Raw genomic sequence first — 17,557 nt, 5'->3', positions numbered from 1 at the left:
TGCCTTCATAAGCACCTCTTCGGCCCACTCGTTAGTAACGCTATAGAGCTCAGCAAGGTCGCTCACGGAAGAGTCGACGAAAAACCTTTCTGCAGTCGTTAAGCAGCTTTTCGAGCGGCTTCTCTAAATAAGGATTACCCCAAAATGTTTTATTAACTGCATGCTCTATCTATCCCTCAATAACATTCCCCACAATATAGTTTGGGGCTAAGATCCAGAAAACTGTCATCCAACTCGACATCAAACAAGGAAGAGTTACCCGATAGGACTCTGCATCAATATCGATCCCGTAGCCCCTAAAGAAATCTCTAAAACTGCGGCTATCAAATCCCAAGATATCACCTAATTTCATATCAAACATGATTTCCAGCTTGTTTCGCTCAAGCCTATTCAGGTCAGACATATGCTGCATCTTGTTCGATCCAAACTGCGAAGCCAACTCGTCTCACTCGCACATATAATGATCTTTAAATCAAGGTGTTAAGAGTACCAAATGATCCACCTAGAAAGGCCTTTCCTCGTGTCCATTTCAGCAGTGACTAACGGAGATTCCAGCAGGTGTTTGAACTAACGGTAAAGTGAGCCACATATCAGTATACTTTACTAACTTGAGGCGGACAGGACTGCATCAACCCAAAGCTCTCCATGCACCACGGCTCTGGGGAGTCGACCTCACCATAACCCATCCCATTACTATACTCTATAGTGAAACCTGCTTATCTTTAACAAAGAAACCGAGCCCCACCATATATCATTATTACTTATAAGTTCTTAGCTTACGAGACATATAACTAAAAACTGGCATTAATTATCAATGAGTTATAAATCTAAAGTATCTACCAAGTCAATAACCTCTGTGCAAATGGGCTACAGTGACTATGCCTTCCGTTGCTCGGTGGCCTCCTTAATTTTCGGATCAACTCTCCAGATGAAGCGGATAGTCGCCGTAACATAGTTAAATATCAGCAGACTTTCCTCGGAGTTCAGAACTGGGTTATCGTGAGCAAGGCTCCTATTGTTGCGTACGTCATTGAACTTATCAAACACCGAGATGGTGGAACTCAAAATCGACTCAGCCATGCCCGATTCAAAACAGCCCCCTCCCCGAAGTACCTTTATATACTTACCGACAATACAGTGAATAGCCTCATTCCGTGTGAATGAAATACCATATAACCCACACCCCATCCGGACAAATTTTATTAAGTAAGTGTGTAGCCTATCCAAACCAACTTCGGGCCTCCTCTTTTCGATGGCGGCTCGAACTTCTTCTGCCAGCAACTCGAAGTTCCGCTCATTAGTAACTTCAGCAAGTTCGTCCAACTCAGCGATTATTTGGTCCCGAAGAAGACGCTGAGAGATCCTCTTACAGTCTTTGATCAAACTTTCAACCAAAGCAGGAGGGGAACTCTTCCACAATTGCTCATCAATTCCGTACTCTATCAGCCCCTCGATAACACGCCCCACAACACGATTTTCGCCCACCTTCCAAAAAGTGCGCAATCTATTAGCCTTAGACGTTCCCTGTCTCTTATATAGCTCTCCATCAATATCGACTCCATAGTCTTCGAAAAAATCCCGGAAGCTACGGTCATTGAAGTTTAAAACATAACCATCCTCCATATGGAACAGCTTCTCCAGCTTGTTACGTTCATTTCCAGCAAGATCAGACATAGACATCCCTTATTTGATACTATTTCGATGAGTTAGTGCCTCTCCCAAAAGGCTACTCCCAGTCAGAGAACAAGAACTAATTCCCATACTTTAGGATAAGAGATAACGGCAAACACAAGACCAGATAAATCCTCAAAAACTTACTCCTCCTCTGTCCCTGTTTCTCTATCGGCACACCACTACCGGGCGGCTACAGCAGGGCGATGTTTGAATGGGCGGTAGAGCGGGTCGCCGATCAGCACGTTTTGCCAGCTTAGCGCGGGCAGGGCCGCGTAAGCGGCATCGGCCAGGCGTTCGCCACGCGCCAAGCCGTCAAACAGCACATGCGGGTAATGCATCAGTTGCAGGTAGGGCTCGTACACCGCGCCCACGGTCGCCACCGCGCCACGAGCAATCAGCGGCCCGGCCCAGCCTTTTGAGTCCGAGCGCAGTGTCGCCGCCGAGTAACTGTGCACGTGCACGGCAATCGCGCCCGGCTCGAAACGAAAACCGCGCCGCGTAAACGGCCCCTCCACATCTGCCGCGTACCAGCCGAAATAGAGCACAGGCTCGGCGAAGCGCACATCGGCAGAAAAGTTTCCCTCCTCGCGGTTGACCTGCGTTTCAAAACCGAGCACCTGCGCCCGCTCGGCGATCTGCTCCATCCAGACTTCGCCTTCGGCATGCGGCCCGCGCACATCCACATAAGCCCGTCCGCGCAGGCCGCGCTCTTCGGCCTCCAGCGTGCGATCAATCAGCGCGAGCACCGCGCGCGTGCTCGGCCCATCCAGACGCGCCACCTTGATCACGCACGGCTCACTCAAAACCGCCCGCGCACTCCGCCCCCTCCCGCCGAGCTCCAGCCCACCAACTCGCTCGCCGCGAAACAGCGGATTCGGGAAGTAGGCGTTTATATTGTAATCGCCGTAGGCGAGCAGGCTCAACTCGGAGTCCACCGCCGCCGCGTTGCTGCGAAACTCCGGCCTGCGATCAATATCCGGCGAGGGCACAAAAAACGCCTCCGCATGCTCAATGCGCAGCGGCACGCCGCGACACACGACCAGATAGCTGATCGTGTGGCCCGAGCTCGCCGCACGCCGCCGCCCCGCGGGATCGCGCCGGCTGCCTTTCAGCGCGTCGATCCAGCCGCGCTTGATCAACTCATCCTGGAGGGGCTCCCAGAGCTTCTCCACAAAGCGCTCCCACGAGATCGTCTCTTCGCGCGGCAGCGGCAGCGCAACAATGTTAGCCTCGGGCACGCCACGAGCCGCAGCGTAGTGGCGCGCGATTCGCAGCGAGTCGGCGTCGTCCGCGTTTGCCAAAATCACAAGCCGCGCCGCCGCTTGGGCGTCCTCGCTAAAGGCCAAGGAAGCTGGGGCCGCGCCACCGCCAAACGCACCGAGAAGAAAGAGGGCAACAAGGATTCGAGAAAGCACGCGCCACACCGTGCCATAGAGAGCCACCCGTTTTCCAGAAGTTCCCACTGCGCGTGGGGCGGTGGCGGGTCGCCACTTCCATTCAATTTGCGATTTTGTTCGTGCGCTTTGCACACGAACAAAATCGCAAATTGAAGGACCAGCCTCCTGTCGCGTTGCGACAGGAGAGACGCCCAAAATGCGAATGAAACGGAAACCCATTGGGGCGGAGTAAAAAAATCACTGATAAATCTCACGCCCGACCGGAGGTCGGGCATTTCCCTACTGTGCGGCTTGTTCGTCGGGCGTTCCGCCCGACAGCAAGCCGCACAGTAAATGGGTGCAGGCACCGCCTGCCGCCGCCCGCGTAGGGCCGCCCTCCCGCCCCACGCGCAGTGGGAGCCGCGGGCTCTTTTATTTGGCGGCGCACTCGTTGGTGCGTCGTTTAATGAGCCAGTCGAGGCCTGCGGCGGCGGGCGGCTTCGAGCGCGGCGTCGTACAGCACGATCCCGGTCGCGAGTGCTTCGGCGATTTGCTGCCGGTACTCGGGCGTCGCGATTTTTCGCGCCTCCTCGTCGTGAGATAAAAAGCCCGCCTCGACCAAGAGCGCGGGGCAATCGACCTCGCGCAGCACCGCGAAGCGCGCCCGCTTCAGCCCGCGATCCACGAAGCCCACATTGTGCACCAGGGCGCGGTGCACCTCGTGTGCAATGACCATGCTCCAGTGGTCGTGTGCGTTTCCCGGCAGGGCAATCGCCGCCGCTTTGCTATCCTGCCGTTCGTGGTCTGAGCTCGAATGCTGGTACTGCGGCGTGAGCGTATAAACCTCTGCCCCGCGCACGCGCTGGAGCGTGGCCTCGCTGCCGCCGACCGCATTGTAGTGCAGGCTGATAAAGAGATCGGCCTGCGCCGAGTTTGCGAAGTGTGCGCGAGCGCGCAGGTCGGTGTTCTTGTCCTTGTCGAGCGCGACGTCGGCAGTGCGTGTGAGGAGCACGCGGTAGCCGCGCACTTCGAGCAGGCTCTGGAGCCGCTTGGCCGTATCGAGCGTCATCGTCTTCTCGTTAACGCCGAGCCTGGCATTCACCTTGCCCGGATCGGCGCCGCCGTGCCCGGGATCAATCACGATTGTTTTGAGCTTGGGCACCGTCTCGCGCTGCGGCGCAGTCGCGCCCTTCCCCGCGCCCAGCCCGTGGCCCGGTACGAGCAAGGGCACCAAGGTTTTCTCCGCATCAATCCTGGAGAGCAGGAAGTGCCCGCGCTGCTCGCGCACCGCTTCGCCGAGAAACACCCGCAGCGTGTTGTGCGCGATTTCGCGGCTGCCGCGTTCCAGGATAATCGTCGTCCAAGGGCTCTGGAGCGTCAGCTTTTTGCCGTCGGGCGAGCGCTGCGCCTTGAGGCCAAATTTCGCGCCAAACTCTTCGGAGCGGACGTAGTCGATCCCCACCGTCGCAGCCGAAGTCGCCGCGCCCACCACTCGCTCCGACTGGAGCGTACTCACCGCAAACGCGCCGGGGCTCGCAAGCCCGAGCGCGACCAGGATCAGCGCGCAAAATCCGACGCGACGCTCAAGCATCGCCGCCGGCCCCGGGCGCAGCACCTTCTCCGGCAGCGGAGGCACCACCAGCGGCGGGCGGGCCAGCCTCGGACTTCTTCTCGTGATGCGCCGCCGCGGAGTCGTCCGGCTCCGCAGCATCGTCGTGATGATGCGGGTGGTAGTACTTCGGCTTGCGCTTATTTTCGGGCAGCGGGGTGATCATCATATTGATGTTGCGGCCGATCAGGCGCGGCTCCGAGTCCGGATGGCCCATGCCCTCCAGCTCGGTCAGCGCGCGGCGGATCACACCAAAACCCAGCTCCGTGCGCGCCATCTCGCGGCCGCGGAATTTGAGGCGCAGCTTCACCTTGCTGCCGTGCGAGAGAAACTCCTCGGCATGCCGCAGTTTTGTCTCGAAGTCGTGCTGCTCGATGCGCGGCGTCAGTTCGATTTCCTTGATCTTGCTGGCCGTCACCTTCGCGTGGGAGCTCTTCTTCGACTCCTCGTAGACGTACTTGCCGAAGTCCATGATCCGGCACACTGGCGGGCGCGCCGTGGGGGCGACCTCGACGAGCTCCAGGCCGACTTCCAGCGCGAGGCTGATCGCCGTCGCAGTCGGCAAAACTCCGAGCTGCTTGCCCTCGGGCGAAATCACGCGAACCTCGGGGACGCGGATGCGATTGTTGCGGCGGATCCCCGCAAAGGGGCTCCTGTTTGAGTTTCTCCGGTTGTAACCACCGGGGCGGTTACCTCCGCCAGAGGGAAACGAATTGGCCATTTAGTAGATACGGACGACTTAAGAAAGACTTGGAGTCGGGGCGCGGTTCTCGCGAGTCCGCGCCGCGAAGACAATCCTATAACGCCACCCGCGCGCGGAAATTTTACTGGCGGCAGCGACACTCCGGAAGAGCCGGACAGCAGCGCAAGTCAGGGCTTGGCCGAAAGAGGAGGCGTCATGCGCCGCTTGACGCATCGATGGAAGATGCATAGCACCACCCCAATGACTCAACCAATGGCTTCCACCAAACCCGCAGGGCGGGCATCGGTCGACTACACCGACCGCCTGTACTGGAGCGGGATCATCAAGATGAGTTTATCCAAATTCTTCATCTTGGGCATGCTGCAGAAACGCCCCATGCACGGCTACGAAATCGCACGCGAAGTGGAAAGCGCCACCCAAGGCTGCTGCGCCCCCACCGAGGGCTCCCTCTATCCGGCACTGCGCGAATTTGAGCAGGGAGGCTATGTAACCGCACATACCGAAACAGTGGCAGGCCGGGGGCGTAAGGTTTATTCACTGACGGACAAGGGGCACAAGGCCTTCGATGTGGCAGTAGAGGCCTGGCTGGAAGTGGCCGAGCATATTGTCCGACAAAAGCAAGAGCCCGCGCCCCGCTAGCGCATCCGTCCCATTCCAGATTAATATATACGAAGTCGCCAGTTCTCCCTCCTCATCTCCTCCCCCCAAAAAAGAAGCAGGACTTTATAATGACGCCCCAACTACAAGATACCTTGGGCATGTTTGCCTTTCTCGCGGGTGAGCTGTCAGTGCTGTTTATCGGCATCAGCTTGCTGGTCGGTATGCTCCAACGCCACATTCCCCCATCCAGAGTGGAGAAGCTATTAAGCTCCAATCGCAGCAGGGGCTATTTTCTGGCTGCTGGCCTGGGAGCAATGACACCGTTTTGCAGTTGTTCCACCATTCCCATGTTAAAGGGGCTGATCCGTGCCCGGGCGGGGTTTGGGCCCATGATGGTGTTTCTATTTACATCCCCATTACTCAACCCAATCATCGTTGTGCTGATGGGAGCCACATTCGGCCTCCGCCTCACGGCAGTTTATGTAGTTGCGGCCTTGGGGGTTTCTCTGTGTTCAGGCTGGCTATTGCATGTGCTTGGCTTCGAGCGTTATGTGCGGCAGGAATCTCGCGGACCCACCACTTGCTGCGACTCTGACAGCGCAGAGCCTGTATCCGACAATTGCTGTAGCGAGCAACCCTCCTGCGCCGCACCTATAAAAATTGGCAGGTACAAAGGTTTATGGCGTGAAGCCTGGTCGGATTTTTTAGGTGTATTACCGTATTTACTCACCGGCGTTGCAATTGGCAGTGCTATCTATGGGTTCATGCCCACAGAATTACTGGAACACTATGCCGGGCCAGATAATCCCTTTGCCATTCCAGTCGCCGCAATCATCGGCATACCACTCTATATTCGTGCCGAAGCCACCATCCCGCTGGCGGCCGCCTTGCTTGGCAAAGGAGTAGGCGCCGGAGCAGTATTGGCCCTGATTATTGGCAGTGCGGGTGCCAGCCTGACTGAGCTCATCCTGCTGCGCTCTTTATTTACACTGAGGCTTCTGGCGGCGTTTGTGATCGTCATTATTGCCATGGCAATGATTGCAGGATACGCCACCCACCTGTTTTTTTGATAAAATCATATTACAATAAAAGGGGGCAGAATGCAGAGAGATCACATGCGCTGAGCAACTGATACAAGCTTCCGCGCGCCCCCCGGATACACAAGACCGCCGCCAAATCGTAAATACGCGCGTTCAGACACTAAAGCTCTCGCCGCAAGAGCAGCTCGCCTTGGCATTTGGGTTGGTAAAGCGAAAGCCGCCCGCGATCAGCTTCGACGAATAGTCGAGCAGTGTGCCGCGCAGGTAGAGCGCGGTCTTGCTATCAACCAGCACCGCCACGCCCGCGCTGCGCACGAGGATGTCGCCCGACCGCGGCTCCGGCACGAAGCGCAGCTTATAGCTCAGCCCGTTGCAGCCGCCACCGCTGATCGCGATTCGCAGAAACTCGCCCTTGCCCTCGCGGGCGATCAAGGCGCGCACCTTTTCCCCCGCCTCTGCGGTCAGCCGCACGAGCTGCTCAGTCCCCTCGCGAGGCACGACCGGCGGGGCGTGCGGGGCCGCTGCCGTCACGGCGGCAGCCGCAGGCACCGAGGCGGGAGGGGCGGGAGAAGCAAGAGTCGCGGCGGCAGCAGCAGTCATCGAAATTTCTTTTTGGGAAAAAGGTAGACGGGAAGGAGGCGCAAGGCGCAGCAGGAGCAGGGACAGAGGGAGGAGCGGGAGGGCGGCGACTAAGTGCGGTTTCGCTCGCGAATCAAGTCCCGCGCGAGTGCCAGCGCATTGGCCGTGCTGCGCGGCGACGCCCCTCCCGTCCGCCCCTCCCGCCCCTTGCCCGCGAGGCCAAAGGCCGTCCCGTGGTCGGGGCTCGTCCGCACGAAGGGCAGCCCCAGTGTCACATTGACCGCCGTGTCGAAGTCCACCGCCTTCAGCGGGGCCAGCCCTTGGTCGTGGTAGAGCGCCACCACCGCGTCGAACTCGCCGCGCAAGGCGCGCGCAAACACCGTGTCGCCCGGCAGGCACTCGGGCACCAGCCCCGGGAAGCGCGCGCCCAAACGCGCCAGAGTCGGGTTCAGCAAATCGCGCTCCTCCGCGCCCAGCAGCCCGCCCTCGCCCGCGTGCGGGTTCAGCCCGCAAACCGCAATCCGCGCCAGCGTATGTGTCGCACCGGCGACATGAGATGCAGGGCCTTCGGCCATGGGCGCTAAGCCGACGCGGGCCAACGAGCCCGCGCCAGAAGGAGGAGTCTGCAGCTTCCCTCTCGCACCAACAGCCAGCGAAGCCGCCGCAGCGACCGCGCGCTCAAGCGATTGTGGGCTCAGCTTATTCGGCACCTCGCTTAGCGGCACGTGCCAGGTCGCCAGCACCACCCGCAGCCGCTCGCCCACGAAGCCCATCACCGGCTCCCCGCCCCAGCGCGCCGCAAAAAACTCCGTCTGCCCGGGAAACGTGTAGCCCACCTTGGCGAGCTGCGCTTTGCTCACCGGCCCCGTCACCACGCCCGCCCAGCGCCCCTCCACGCAACCCGCCGCCGCGCGCTCCATCGCCGCCAGCGCGACCCGCGCGCCCGCCTCATCCGGCGCGCCCGCCGTCGCCACAAAGTCCGCCGCGCCCACCGCGATTTTTTCCACGCCCGCCGGCAGCTCGCGCAGCCAGGACTCGGGGCCGATCACCACAAGGTCACCGAGTGCGCGGCTGTTTTCACCATGCAACACCGCTGCAATCAACTCCGGCCCCAAGCCTGCCGGATCTCCACAGGTCAGCGCCACGCGAGCCGATGAACGTGGAGCAGGGGCCGCGCCAGACAAGCGAACTGCCGTACCCTCGTCAACCTGCGTGCCTGACGAATCGCGGCCCGATAAACCCGCACCCAAGAAAGGGCGGCCCGCTCGCGCCTCGGCGGCGCGGGCCGCCGAGCCCGTACCAGAAAGGGAAGCCTGCGCCTCCGCACGCGCCCCGCGGCTCACAGCTCTTCCTCCTGCTCCCGCTGCGACGCACGCCCCTGCCGCCGCGCACGCACAAAGCCGCGCTGGCCCGACGCAAAAAACTCCAGAAACGCCCGCGCTTCCGGCGTCGCAAATCCGCTCATGCCGACGAGTGCCGCGATGGGCACTCCATCCACGGCGCGCGACGCCTCATCCCCTTTCTCCTCATTCGCCGCACCGTATACCGCGCCGCGCAGCCGCGCGGCCACTTCGCGGATATTCCCCGCCGTAAAAAACACCGCCTCAAACGCCCGCTTCAGCTCTGCAATCGCCGCGCGCGATACGCCGCGCCGCCGCAGGCCCACCGTGTTGAGCGCGATCGCCTCGTCCCGCTCCGCCACCATCAAGTAGTGCGGCACATCGCGCGTGATCGAGGCGTGCCCGGCCACCATCACGCTCTCGCCGATCCGGCAAAACTGGTGCACCGCCGCACCGCCGCCCAAGAAACTGTGCGCCCCCACGCTCACGTGCCCCGCGAGCAACGCCGCGTTTGCCAGCACCACCCGCTCGCCCAGCACGCAGTCGTGCGCCACATGGCTGGTCGCCATCAGGAAGCACCCCGCCCCGATCCGCGTCGCCGCGCCCTCGCCCGTAGCGCGGTTCACCGTCACATGCTCGCGAATCACCGTCCCGCTGCCGATCTCCACGCGCGAGGCCACCGCCGGATCAAAGTCCAGGTGCTGCGGGTCGCCCCCCAACACCGCAAATGGATGCACCACCACCCGCTCGCCCAACACGCAATGCCGCCGCACCACCGCATACGCCATGATCTCGCAACCGCTGCCGAGCTGCGCGCCCGCCTCCACAATCGCCGTCGGATGAATCGTCGTCGCCATAATAAGTATGTTAACCAACTAGCAGGTCGGGCCGCTGCGCAGTACTCTTGTGTTACAGACCACTCGGAACGCCGGTCAGCAAACAAGCTCTGGCTACCGGGCATCAACAAAAACCAACGTTCTTTACCCCGAGCGCATTTACCGACGGCGAGGCAGCGCCTCGCCATCAAGTAAACTCCCCGGAGAGTGCGCGCCCCACCGAGCCCCCACCCGATGCAACGGTCGAAGACCGCGCCAGCGAGCGACTCGCCAAAATGAACCAGTCGGACAACCGCCCCCAAATGAACACACCACACACTGCCACAGCCACGCCCCTAAAAGTCCTCACCTACAACATCTACCACGGCGAAAAATTCTACAGCCCGGGGAAGCCCAACCTCGATGAAATCGCAGAAATCATAGCCGCCGAAAAACCCGACCTCGTCGCCCTCCAGGAAGTCGACCGCCACACCCGGCGCAGTGCCAAACTCTACGGCGGCGTTTCTCAAGACCTTACCCAAGAGCTCGCGCGGATGACCGGCATGCACGGCTACTTCGGCCGCGCGATGGAGCAGCACGGCGGCGACTACGGCGAAGCCATCCTCACCCGCACCCCCGCAGTGCGCGCGACCAACCACCCGCTCGCCGCACCCTCAGGGGGCGAGCCGCGCGCCCTCCTCCAGGTCGAGCTCGCACTCACCGGCGACCGCACCGCCAGCCGTACGCTTACCTTTGCCGGCACCCACCTCTGCCACCAACACGAAGCCAACCGCCTCGCCCAAGTGCAGGAAATCATCCGCCTGGCCGAGGCCGCACCGCACCCCTTCATCCTCGCGGGCGACTTCAACTTCGAGACTGGCGAAGCGCCCTACCACGCGCTCGCTCACGCCCTGCAAGACACCGGCGTCGCATTCGGCAATCCCCAGCACACCTGGCCCGTTGATCAGCCCAGCACCCGCCTCGACATCATCTTCACCGACAAACGCCACCACTGGATCGTAAAAGACCACCGCCTCCTCCCCCACAACGCCTCCGACCACCACCCCGTCATCGCCATACTGGAGCTCACTTCTCGCCAAGAAAGAGCTCATCAGTGAGACAACATCGACAGCACAAATGCTCCAAGCAAACGCGCACTGCCAACCGCTTTCCCCTACCTTTTCTGTTACGGCGGGTGGGACTCGAACCCACGACCGACGGTTTAGAAAACCGTTGCTCTATCCGACTGAGCTACCGCCGCAAAACAGTGCCCAGATGGGCCTATGCCGCATGGTTTTCCCCACAAGGAAAAAGCGCGCTTGACGCCGGAAGGGCGGCTCCTAGCGTCCGCCTCCTTTCCCCTTTTCTGGGGTGGTAGCTCAGTTGGTTAGAGCGTCTGCCTGTCACGCAGAAGGCCGCGGGTTCGAGTCCCGTCCATCCCGCCAGTTTTCAAAAACCTCCGCTCGCTTTCCGGCGGAGGTTTTTGCGTTCAGGCGCTCAGGAGATGGGCGCTCGGGAGACGGGCGCTCGCCAAAGCGCGGAGCTGAGCGCGCCCTCCCCAAGTACCACAACCGCCAGCAGGGAACTCCCCGTGTCCTACTTCATTTCGCGACCTTCTTGGGGTTTGCCTGTGGGTCGGGTCAGCCCTTCTCATGGCGGCCTATGTCGTTGGCCAATCTCAGACAGGAATACAGCCTAGCCGGGCTACATGAGGCGGACTTGGCGGAGGACCCGTTCCGCCAGTTCGACAAGTGGTTTGGAGAGGCGCAAGCCGCCCAAATCCTTGAGCCCAACGCGATGACCCTGGCCACGGCGTCGCGCACGGGCCGCCCCTCGGCGCGGATCGTGTTGCTCAAAAACGTCGATGCGCGCGGCTTTGTTTTTTACACGAATTTCGAGAGCCAAAAGGGGCGCGAGCTCGCCGAGAACCCGCAGGCTACGCTGCTCTTCGCGTGGCTGCCGATGGAGCGGCAAATCATCATCAGCGGGGCCGTCGCCCCGGTCTCCCGCGAGGAGGCGCTCGCGTATTTCCAGAGCCGCCCGCACGCGAGCCAGCTTGGCGCATGGGCCTCGCATCAGAGCAGCCCCATCCCCAGCAGGGAAACGCTTGAGGAGCGCTTCCGCGCACTGGAAGCCCAGTACGCGGGGCGGCCCGTGCCGCTGCCGCCGTACTGGGGTGGGTACCGGCTCACCCCCGAAACAGTCGAGTTCTGGCAAGGCCGCCCCAGCCGCCTGCACGACCGGCTGCGCTACCGCCGCGCCGAAAACAGGGCTTGGCTAGTCGAGCGGCTCTCGCCCTGAGTTCAGACGCGCCAGCCTTCCTCAAAAACTCACCGCCATATTAAAACGCCATGACATCGACGCCTCATACGCCGACCAGCCTCGCCGAAGCACTGCGCCTGCTCGAAGCCGAGCGCGCCCAAGCCCAGGCTGACCGACTCGACGCCGTGGCGCGGCTCGCAGGCAGTGCCGCGCACGATTACAACAACCTGCTCTCGGTCATCAACGGCTACTGCGAGATGCTCGCCCCGGAGCTCGCGGGCCAGCCCGACATCGCCGACCAGGTCGCCGAGATTCACAAGGCGGGCAAAAAAGCCATCGAGCTCTCCCGACTGCTGCTCTCCTTTGGCGGGCGGCAAGCGTTTCAGCCCCGAGTCGTCGATCTCAACGAGATCGTCCGCGCGCAGCACGAGCACCTGATCGAAGTGCTCGCCCCCAGCGCAGCGGCACTGCGCGTGGAAACCACCGAGGCGCCCTGCCAGGTGCAGACTGACCCCGAGCAGTTTAAACAAGTGCTGCACCACCTCTGCACCAATGCGCGCGACGCCGTAGCCGGGGCTCCCGACGCAACGGTGATCGTGCGAACCGAGCTGCGCCGCCCGGAGCGCACAGTCGCCCTCAGCATCGCCGACAACGGCGCGGGAATTGATGAGGCTGCGCGCGGCAAGATTTTCGAGCCCTTCTTCAGCACCAAACCGACAGGCAAAGGCGTGGGCCTGGGACTTTCCGTCGTGCACGGCATCGTAACACGCAGTGGCGGCACAGTCACTGCGCGTAACGGGGAAAATGCAGGCGCGATCTTTGAGATCATCCTCCCTGCTGCGGAGCTTGGCGGAGGGAGCCACGCCCAATAGGCCGCAAAACCGCGCAACCCCAAAAGAGGCGCGCCCACGACAACCGAAAAGTCCCCACCGCCAATCGAGTCCACGCCCCCCCACTCCACCACGCCCCGCGATTCGCCATGAAGCTCCACCTGCTCACCGAGCGCTGCGGCAGCGCCGCCGAAAATATGGCGACCGACTTTCTCCTGCTTCAGCACTACCCTGAAGAAGCCGTCCGGCTGCGACACTACGACTGGAGCCAGCCCGCCATAACTTTTGGTTATGGGCAAAAGCTGGCACTCGTCCGCGAGCAACTCACTGCACTGGGCATCGAAGAGCCCTTCGAGCTGATGCGCCGCGCGACAGGCGGCGGAGTCGTCGATCACCGCAACGACTGGACCTACGCACTGGTGATCCCGCGCGGGCACGAGCTTGAGGCGCGGCCCGCTTCGCAGAGCTACCAACTCGTCCACAACGCGCTCGCGGCGGCACTCGCGCAGCAAGGCTTGCCCGCCGTCGTAAAGCTCAGGGAAGCCGCCACCGACTGCGACGCCGCAACCCACATGAAAAAGCCCCGACCGGCAGACGTGTGTTTCCAGCGCGCAGAGTGCTTCGACGTCATCCGAGCCGACACGGGTGAAAAAATGGCCGGCGCCGCCCAAAAACGCACGAAGCGCGGACTCCTCTTCCAGGGCTCCGTAAGCCGCGCCGCAGCCGGAGGCGAAGCAACCGACTGGGAACAGTTTTACGCCGATTTTGCAGCGGCGCTCTCCACCGCCCTAGCTGTCGAAACCGAAGCAGTGGGCTGGCCCGACTTTCCCGACGCAGCAGTCGAAGGCCTCATGGAGCAATACGCCTCACCCGAGTGGCTCGCCTACCGCTGAGGATTGATGCCCCCCCCTCTCCACTGCGCGTGGAGCGGTGGCGGGTCGCCACGGCCATTTACTGTGCGGTTTGCGTGCCGTGCGTTCCGCACAGCAACAAACCGCACAGTTGAATGAGTCTGACCTCCGGTCAGGTGGGAGTTTAACCCGTCAACTTTTTCGCCGCGTCCCAATGGGTTTTCGCTTCATCCGCGTTTGATGCCCCACTCCCTGTCGCGAAGCGACAGGGGGATGCCCCGTTAAATTTGCGATTTTGTTCGGGCGCGCAGCGCACGGACAAAATCGCAAATTAAATGGAAGTGGTCACCGACCCCGCTGGCGGCGCGGGCCACTTCTCCGGTTGGCCCTATTGGCAGGCTTCGCATTCCTCGCCGTTGCGCATGGCCTCGATGGAGCAGGCGCGTTTTTCGGCTTCGGTGTAGGTGCGCGTGGGCACGGGCGCCGCCAGTGCGGCGGCCGTACCGAGCGTGGCCGCAGCCCCGCCCGCCACTCCCACCCCGCCTGCCTCTCCGGCTCCACCCGCCACGGCGCCGCGCACTTCTTTTTTCACCGAGACGGTCGCTTTCTCGATAGTCGAGGCGGCCGCGCTGCGCAGGTAGTAGGTGGTCTTCAGGCCGGTGTGCCAGGCGTGTCGGTACATGTGGCTGAGCGTCTTCAGGTCGGGCGTCTTGATCCACAGGTTTACCGACTGCGATTGGTCGATCCACTTTTGGCGGCGCGCGGCGGCCTCGATGATCCAGCGGTACTCGATGTCAAAGGCAGTGCGGTATTTTTCCTTAAGGTCGGCGGGCAGGCCGGGAATGTCGCCGAGCTCGCCGTCGTAGTACTTCAGGTGGTCGATCATCTGGCGGTTCCACAGTCCGCGCGCCTTGAGGTCGCGCACGAGGAAGGGGTTCAGCACGATGAATTCGCCAGAGAGGTTACTCTTAACGAAGAGGTTTTTGTAGGTGGGCTCGATGCAGGGCGAGGTCGCGGTGATGTTCGAGATCGTGGCCGTGGGTGCGATCGCCAGCACGTTACTGTTGCGCATGCCTTGCCTGGCGATTTTTGCGCGCAGCGGCTCCCAGTCCATGAGGCCGCCGCGCGGGACCTTGATTTGCAGGCCGCGCTCGCGCTCGAGGAGGTCGAGCGTGTCTTGCGGCAGGAGGCCGCGATCCCACTTGGAGCCTTTGTAGCTGGAGTAGGTGCCGCGCTCGGCGGCAAGGTCGCTGGAGGCTTCGTAAGCGTAATAGGCAATCGCCTCCATCGCTTCGTCGTTAAACTCGACCGCCGCCTCCGAGGCGAAGGCAACGCCCTTCAGGTAAAGCGCATTGGCCAGGCCCATGACGCCCATGCCGATGGGGCGGTGCCGCTGGTTGGAGCGGGCGGCGGCCTCGGTCGGGTAGAAGTTGATGTCGATGACGTTGTCCAGCGCGCGGATGGCGATGCGGATCGTCTCGCGCAGTTTGGCATGGTCGAGCGAGCCGTCGGGCAGCAGGTGGTTTTCGAGGATGACCGAGCCGAGGTTGCAGACGGCGGTCTCGTCGTTGCTGGTGTTGAGCGTGATCTCGGTGCACAGGTTCGAGGAGTGGACGACGCCGACGTGGTCTTGCGGCGAGCGCAGGTTGCAGGGGTCTTTAAAGGTGATCCACGGGTGGCCGGTCTCGAAGAGCATGGAGAGCATGCGCTTCCACAGGTCGATGGCCTGGATTTTCTGGCCGTAGATCTCCCCCGCTTCGGCGAGCTGCTCGTAGTGCAGGTAGGCTTCCTCGAATTTCTTGCCGTAGAGCTCGTGCAGGTCGGGCACCTCGTTGGAGCGAAACAGGGTCCACGATTCGCGCGCTTCCATGCGCTTCATGAACAAGTCGGGGATCCAGTTGGCGGTGTTCATGTCGTGCGTGCGCCGCCGGTCGTCACCGGTGTTCTTGCGCAGCTCGAGAAACTCAAACACGTCGTTGTGCCAGGACTCGATGTAGGCGCAGCCGGAGCCCTTGCGTTTGCCGCCCTGGTTTACGGCCACGAGCTGGTCGTTGTGCAGTTTGAGGAAGGGGATGACGCCCTGGGACTCGCCGTTGGTGCCGCCGATGTAGGCACCGGTGCCGCGCACCGCCGTCCATGAGCCGCCGAGGCCGCCCGCCCACTTGGAGAGGAAGGCGTTTTCGGCAATGCCGCGCAGCATGATGCCCTCAATCGAGTCATCGACGTAATAGAGGTAGCAGGAGCTGAGCTGGGAGTGCAGCGTGCCGGAGTTGAAGAGCGTGGGCGTGGAGCTGCAAAAGCGGCGGCCTTTGTAGAGCGCGTACAGGGCGGTGACCTTGTCCTCGCGGGTGCCCGCAGGCTCGTCGAGCATGAGGCCCATCGCCACGCGCATCCAGAAGAACTGCGGGGTCTCCAGGCGGCGCGCGGGCGAGCTCGTCTTGTCGATGATCAGGTAGCGGTCGTAGAGCGTCTGGATGCCCAGGAAATCGAACTCCAGGTCGGCGCTCGGATCGAGCACGGCGGCGAGCTTCGAGAGGTCGTAGTCGAGCAGCCGCGGGTTGAGCCGCTTGATGGCGACGCCGTGCTCCAGGTACTTCTTGAACGCGCGCTGGTGCGCAGTCTTCAGCGCGCCGATGCCGTCGCGCAGGATGTCCCAGCCCAGGACTTCTTCGTAAAGGTAGCTGAGCTGGATGCGGCCCGCGAACTTCGCGAAATCGGCGTCCTGCTCGATCAGCGTCTTCGAGTTCAGGATGATGGTCGCATCGAGGTCTTTTTGCGTGATCTGGTCGTAGACGGCGCGTCGCAGCTCGGCCTCGATCTCCTCGGCACCGAGGCAGAGGTCGAGCCCCAGGCTGGCAAACTCGATCCGCTTTTTAAGATCCGCTCCGTCCCAGAAGACGTTCGTGCCGTCGGGCTTCTTGACCATCACGAGCGTTTCCTGTCCGGCGGGGATCGTGGTGGGGACGCCCGTCTCGTCGGTGCTCGCGCCCTCGGCGGCAGCGGTGCCGAGCCCGGAAACGCCCAGCGAATCCGCCCCTGCCCCGCCGTCCTCGCTCTGGCCGGCCGCGGCGGCGGCGCGCAGTGCAGCGGCGCGCTCGCGGAACTGGATGTAAGCCTTGGCCGCCTTGTAGTGGCCGGACTTCATGAGCTCCTCTTCCACGAGGTCTTGAATTTCCTCGATGTGGACGAGCGCCTGAGCCGAGGCCTTGACGCGCTCGGTGACGGCGCGGGTGATCTCGGCTGCGGGCGCCGAGTCGCTCTCGAGCGAGAGGAAGGTCTTGCGCAGCGCGATCTCGACCTTCTGCGGGCTCCACGGGACGACCTGGTTATTGCGGCGGATGACGCGTAGTTGCGTGTGCGCCAGTGCCGGACTGCTGGCGGGGCGGTCGATCAGCGAGAGCTTGCGCGAGCGGTTGAGCAGCAGGCTCTTGGCGACGAAGTACTCGTTGTTGTCGACGAGGGTTTTCTCGATCAGCTCGTAGAGCTCGGCCAGCGTGAGTTTTAGCGGGCCGCGCTCGCGGGCGAGCGTAGCGAGGTTTTCCGAGAGCTCGCGGCAAATGCGGCGCACCCACGCGCGCGATTCGTCGTTGAAAATGTCCTTCTGCCCTTGGGCGAGCCGGACGTTGGTGAGGGCCTTGCCGAGCGTGTCGGCCACTTCCTCCATTGCAAAAGGCTCCTCGCCATGCGGGCAAAGCAGCGTCACTGGCGGCGGCGGCAAGAGCTCGGCCGCCGCTTCGCCCTCCAACGCCTCGCGCCACGGGTAGTGCGGCTTTTGCTCGACGGGCGTGTGGACGGTTTTCTTGAGGGCGAGATCGTATTCGAGAGCGGAGGGTGTCATGGGAACGGAGTGTGAGCGGTGGGGCTGCGGTTTTCTGGAG

General features: G+C 62.1%; 15 protein-coding genes and 2 tRNA genes. 7 read left to right on the top strand and 10 right to left on the bottom strand.

Annotation, left to right across the window (positions count from 1 at the left end; translation table 11 throughout):
* Positions 1–169: 169 nt before the first annotated feature.
* From AXK11_RS00965 to infC, 5 genes are all read right to left on the bottom strand, one after another.
* Entirely contained in the window at positions 170–403 is a 234-nt protein-coding gene (locus tag AXK11_RS00965; RefSeq protein ID WP_156469118.1) for a hypothetical protein, read from the bottom strand.
* 473 nt (positions 404–876) lie between these two features.
* A complete protein-coding gene (locus AXK11_RS00960; protein WP_068628490.1) occupies positions 877–1,674 on the bottom strand; it encodes an abortive infection family protein in 798 nt (265 codons plus the stop codon).
* Between the two features lie 179 nt (positions 1,675–1,853).
* Positions 1,854–3,089 carry a TIGR03790 family protein gene (locus tag AXK11_RS00955; RefSeq protein WP_197456732.1) on the bottom strand — a complete coding sequence of 412 codons (1,236 nt, stop codon included), beginning with the start codon at positions 3,087–3,089 and terminating at the stop codon, positions 1,854–1,856.
* 424 nt (positions 3,090–3,513) lie between these two features.
* Positions 3,514–4,686 carry an N-acetylmuramoyl-L-alanine amidase family protein gene (locus AXK11_RS00950; RefSeq protein ID WP_197456731.1) on the bottom strand — a complete coding sequence of 391 codons (1,173 nt, stop codon included), beginning with the start codon at positions 4,684–4,686 and terminating at the stop codon, positions 3,514–3,516.
* Positions 4,634–5,380, bottom strand: coding sequence for a translation initiation factor IF-3 (gene infC, locus AXK11_RS00945; protein WP_082780720.1), 747 nt, complete (start codon positions 5,378–5,380; stop codon positions 4,634–4,636). The genes AXK11_RS00950 and infC overlap by 53 nt, the downstream gene beginning before the upstream one ends.
* A 234-nt stretch (positions 5,381–5,614) precedes the next feature.
* On the opposite strand from infC, the gene AXK11_RS00940 reads away from it, so the two are divergent.
* The gene (locus AXK11_RS00940; RefSeq protein ID WP_197456730.1) at positions 5,615–6,001 is read left to right on the top strand and encodes a PadR family transcriptional regulator; all 387 of its coding nucleotides are present in this window, start codon (positions 5,615–5,617) and stop codon (positions 5,999–6,001) included.
* A gap of 89 nt (positions 6,002–6,090) precedes the next feature.
* Positions 6,091–7,032 (top strand): permease, encoded by a 942-nt coding sequence (locus AXK11_RS00935; protein WP_068628408.1) that lies wholly within the window; start codon positions 6,091–6,093, stop codon positions 7,030–7,032.
* Positions 7,033–7,155: 123 nt separating this feature from the next.
* Here the strand turns inward: AXK11_RS00935 and AXK11_RS00930 are convergent, their stop codons facing one another.
* The 3 genes from AXK11_RS00930 to lpxA all read right to left on the bottom strand — a co-directional run bounded on the left by AXK11_RS00930 (position 7,156) and on the right by lpxA (position 9,796).
* Entirely contained in the window at positions 7,156–7,602 is a 447-nt protein-coding gene (locus tag AXK11_RS00930) for a HesB/IscA family protein (RefSeq protein ID WP_068628406.1), read from the bottom strand.
* Between the two features lie 89 nt (positions 7,603–7,691).
* Positions 7,692–8,726, bottom strand: a complete 1,035-nt coding sequence (locus AXK11_RS00925; RefSeq protein WP_231865708.1) for a PdxA family dehydrogenase — start codon at positions 8,724–8,726, stop codon at positions 7,692–7,694.
* Between the two features lie 194 nt (positions 8,727–8,920).
* Entirely contained in the window at positions 8,921–9,796 is an 876-nt protein-coding gene (gene lpxA / locus AXK11_RS00920; RefSeq protein WP_197456729.1) for an acyl-ACP--UDP-N-acetylglucosamine O-acyltransferase, read from the bottom strand.
* Between the two features lie 263 nt (positions 9,797–10,059).
* Here lpxA and AXK11_RS00915 point away from each other — a divergent pair, with 263 nt between their 5' ends.
* The gene (locus AXK11_RS00915; RefSeq protein ID WP_068628399.1) at positions 10,060–10,854 is read left to right on the top strand and encodes an endonuclease/exonuclease/phosphatase family protein; all 795 of its coding nucleotides are present in this window, start codon (positions 10,060–10,062) and stop codon (positions 10,852–10,854) included.
* A gap of 69 nt (positions 10,855–10,923) precedes the next feature.
* Here AXK11_RS00915 and AXK11_RS00910 read toward each other — a convergent pair.
* Positions 10,924–10,997, bottom strand: a tRNA-Arg gene (locus tag AXK11_RS00910).
* Positions 10,998–11,104: 107 nt separating this feature from the next.
* On the opposite strand from AXK11_RS00910, the gene AXK11_RS00905 reads away from it, so the two are divergent.
* The 4 genes from AXK11_RS00905 to AXK11_RS00890 all read left to right on the top strand — a co-directional run bounded on the left by AXK11_RS00905 (position 11,105) and on the right by AXK11_RS00890 (position 13,721).
* A tRNA-Asp gene (locus AXK11_RS00905) sits at positions 11,105–11,181 on the top strand.
* Positions 11,182–11,398: 217 nt separating this feature from the next.
* Positions 11,399–12,037 (top strand): pyridoxamine 5'-phosphate oxidase, encoded by a 639-nt coding sequence (pdxH, locus tag AXK11_RS00900; RefSeq protein ID WP_068628397.1) that lies wholly within the window; start codon positions 11,399–11,401, stop codon positions 12,035–12,037.
* Between the two features lie 50 nt (positions 12,038–12,087).
* Positions 12,088–12,870: a sensor histidine kinase gene (locus tag AXK11_RS00895; protein ID WP_068628395.1), complete on the top strand. Its 783-nt coding sequence runs from the start codon at positions 12,088–12,090 to the stop codon at positions 12,868–12,870.
* A 107-nt stretch (positions 12,871–12,977) separates the two neighbouring features.
* On the top strand, positions 12,978–13,721 hold the full coding sequence (locus AXK11_RS00890; protein ID WP_068628393.1) for a lipoyl protein ligase domain-containing protein: 744 nt from the start codon (positions 12,978–12,980) through the stop codon (positions 13,719–13,721).
* Between the two features lie 346 nt (positions 13,722–14,067).
* Here AXK11_RS00890 and AXK11_RS00885 read toward each other — a convergent pair whose 3' ends face one another.
* A complete protein-coding gene (locus AXK11_RS00885; RefSeq protein WP_068628390.1) occupies positions 14,068–17,517 on the bottom strand; it encodes a ribonucleoside-diphosphate reductase subunit alpha in 3,450 nt (1,149 codons plus the stop codon).
* Between the last annotated feature and the right edge of the window lie 40 nt (positions 17,518–17,557).

This window comes from Cephaloticoccus primus (genome assembly GCF_001580015.1).
GTDB classification, from domain to species: domain Bacteria; phylum Verrucomicrobiota; class Verrucomicrobiia; order Opitutales; family Opitutaceae; genus Cephaloticoccus; species Cephaloticoccus primus.
This window is presented reverse-complemented; position numbering and strand designations above follow the sequence as displayed.